The 3,146-nt window shown below is 44.9% G+C and carries 4 protein-coding genes; all 4 read right to left on the bottom strand.

All coding sequences use genetic code 11. From position 1 onward, the window contains the following. Positions 1 to 450, bottom strand: a 450-nt coding sequence (locus ACTHUM_RS11055; RefSeq protein ID WP_440361301.1) for a DUF6531 domain-containing protein, incomplete at its 3' end; no start/stop codon positions are given. After that, complete coding sequence (locus ACTHUM_RS11050; RefSeq protein ID WP_079453697.1) at positions 441 to 656, bottom strand: hypothetical protein; 216 nt, start codon at positions 654 to 656, stop codon at positions 441 to 443. The genes ACTHUM_RS11055 and ACTHUM_RS11050, both read right to left, overlap by 10 nt. 54 nt (positions 657 to 710) lie before the next feature. Then, the gene (locus ACTHUM_RS11045; protein ID WP_070625102.1) at positions 711 to 1,478 is read right to left on the bottom strand and encodes a hypothetical protein; all 768 of its coding nucleotides are present in this window, start codon (positions 1,476 to 1,478) and stop codon (positions 711 to 713) included. A gap of 17 nt (positions 1,479 to 1,495) precedes the next feature. After that, positions 1,496 to 3,146 (bottom strand): RHS repeat-associated core domain-containing protein (locus tag ACTHUM_RS11040; protein ID WP_440361299.1); only part of this gene is annotated, 1,651 nt, incomplete at its 5' end.

The following is a 3,146-nucleotide window of genomic DNA, read 5'->3' as shown; positions in this document are numbered from 1 at the left end:
GCCTTCGCCGTCGGTATGGGTGGTCAAACGACCTGCAGCATCGTAGCCGAAGGTCTCTTTGCTGCCGTCTGGATAGAGGGCGAGGGTGAGGTTTTGATTGGCGTCGTAGTGGTATTCGGTGTGCTGTCCCAGCGCATCGGTAATACGCACCAGCTGTCCTTCAGGGGTGTAGGCCAGTTTGGTTTCGTAACCGGAGCAGTCGGTAATCCGGTCGGGCTGATGGTTTTCGTTATAGTGGTAGGCGGTACTGCTGCCGTTCGGATCGGTTACCGACAGCAACAGACCGTTGCCGGCATATTCGAAACGGGTGATGTGTTTCAGCGGGTCGATATAGGCCAATCCGGCCGCATCGCGGATAATGCGTTGGCAGCCAGGTACGCTCCAACCCTCGCCGAGCCAGCCGGTACCGTCTTGGTCGGAATAATAGCTGCGGCTCCATACTAGAGGCAAAATGCCTTCAAAGGCAAAGTCGGTTTCACCCTCCAAAACTTCAAACCGTGTATCGGATTCACCGGCCGACCGGCACCCACTGCACCCTTACAGGACAGACAGGTTTTAGGGGGAAGTCTTTTGCTGAACTTGCCGTTCATATGGAACATATCGCCGGTGCGCACGATATAGCGTTTGCGGATTTTAACCGAGGAAGAATGGCGCATCGGCCAGGCCGGTTTGGTGGCGGTACGGGAAAGTATGCCCTTGCGGCCCGGAAGTTATAAATAAAGTTGGATAATACTTGTTATTTTTTTTTGTGTTTCAACACTAATTTCCTGGTTAAAATTTTGGATTAATTTAAGAAAATCAATAATTAAGTTGATTTGATTAGTGTTAAATATCGTACTTTGGTCTCTTAGGGCAATATATAAAAAGTCAACAACGTAACCATATAAATAGAATTTAGATAAATTAGAAAAAATATATTTTAAACAGCAAGGAGTAAAATATAATATAGCCTTATTAGTAAAGGCTTGCCACTCTAGTGATTCAAGTATTGAGAGAAAATCATCATATGTTATCTCAATCCAAGTTTTAGTAGATAGTTGCATTATAGAAAATATATAAAAGTTATCACTATCATCAAAACTTATGATGTTATTTTTATCAACTTTAAAAATTGGGAAAGTAGGCTTAATTTTTTCTTCTAGACAATTTCGTTCTTGTATATATTTTACCTCCATAAGAAATTTTTCAAATTCATAATTCACTCCTAAATCTTTGATAAACTTAGAAATATATTCTAAAAAATCATAAATTATATTAATTTCATTTTTGGTTAAAGATTGTAGTAAATTAAATAGTTCACTTACTTCTCCTTGGGATATGTTAGAATAATAGCTAAATAATTCTATGAAATAATCATTATCTATACTAGGATTTTCTATTGAGTTTAGTAAAAGTGTATTTAAATGTAAAGCATTTTCATTTTTTTGTTTATCTGACATTTGATTTTTAATTAACAAAATTAGATTGTTTTTTTTCATGTCTTACTTTCTATATTTTAAGGTATGGCAGCATTTGCAGGAATTGTTCCCCATAAAGGAGGGAGTAAAGAAGGCAAAAACCGAACAATTCGATAAACTATATATGCAGCTCCAGCACCAGCAACAACTTTTGCTCCTGTTTCTACAGTAGACCTCGGAACAGCAGGATTTTTCCACTGTTTAGGCTGAGGAACTGGTTTTGTCGCCCACTTCCACGCCCCAGAAGGGGGACTTCCACAACCTGAATCGTTCCACTCCTGCAAACGGTCTCTAAGGCTTTTCTGTTGATTCTTGATTTCCTGTTCATGTGTTTTCCACGACTGGGTACCAGGACCATTGCGACCATTAATTTGTTCATTGAACCTATGGCGCAAACCATGAGTGCCACCATTGTTACATTTCCGTTTATCTCTATTAATTAATCTATCAATATCTTGCCCAATCTCTTCGCATGATCGTTTTGACTTTCCTTTTAGACCTAATGGATCAAGCCAACGAGATATATTGAAGGCAAACATATAAAAATTACTACCTCCAAACAACCCAATCGGATCCTGATTCACAAACCGACCCGCATCAGGCTCGTAATACCTGAAGAAGTTGTAATGCAGCCCCGTCTCACGGTCGCAATACTGGTTCTGCAGGCGGAAGGGTTGGTGAGCAGTTCCGGATATGTTGGTTTCACTCTTCAGTTTGCCCCAGCCGGTATAGTTGCCAAACCACAAGAGGTTGCCGTCTTCATCGGTCATCTCTCTCGGAATGCCGATTTGGTCGCAGTGGAAGTAGTGGGTTTGTTGGCGGCTTTCGCCTTCTTCGTTGGTCCAGTTATGTACCTGTGCCAAGGGTTCGTAGCTATCGGGATCGGTATAGATATAGGTATATCTGCCGTCCGGGTGGACTTCCTGCAAGAGGTGGCTGCCGTCCCAAACGAATCCGGTTTCCTCTTCGAGGTCGTCTGAAACTTCCTGACTGGTTTTCAGACGACCTTTGCCTATCCTTCTGCCCAAGGCGTCGTAGCTGTAGGCCCAAGTCTCTTTCGTGCCGTCTTTTTTGAAGATTTCTACTTTAACCAGTTGGTCATGCAGGTCGTAGAAATAGTTCTGCACTTCGCCGTCGGCCAGTTCGCGGTGGATCAGGTTGCCGAGCTCGTCGTAGTAATAGCTGCTGCCGTTGTAGGTTTTCAGGCGGTTGTCGGGGACGGTAGGGCTGTTGTTGTCGGACAGGATATTGTGCGCGGGGTCGAAGGCGAACAGTTCGCTGCCGGCTTTGGTAATCCGGCCCAGTTTGTCGTATTCAAACCGGGTCGTGCCCGTCCGTTGGTCGGTACTGTGGATCAGGTTGCCGGTACGGTCATAGCCGTAGCTGCGTTTGACGGCATAAGCCGATGTTACTGCATTTTTCGCTGTCTCGGTCTGCGTCAGATCGTTGAGTGCGGCAATTTGCCTTTTCAGACGGCCTAAGGGATCGAGTTCGTAACGGCTGGCGAGTTTACCCTGTGTGCGGTAGATTTCGCGGTGCAGCTTATCGCGTTCGATGTCGGAGATGACTTCGTCGTCGAGGCTGATTTGGTGCAGGTGGCCGCTGCCGTAATACAGGTAGTTGATCTGTCTGCCGTCGGGCAGGACGGTGGCGGTACGGTTGCCGTTGAAGTCGTAGTGGTAGCGGATG

This window comes from Neisseria sp. P0021.S006 (assembly GCF_051956895.1).
Note: the sequence above shows the minus strand (reverse complement) of the source record. Positions and strands in the feature narration are given on the sequence as shown.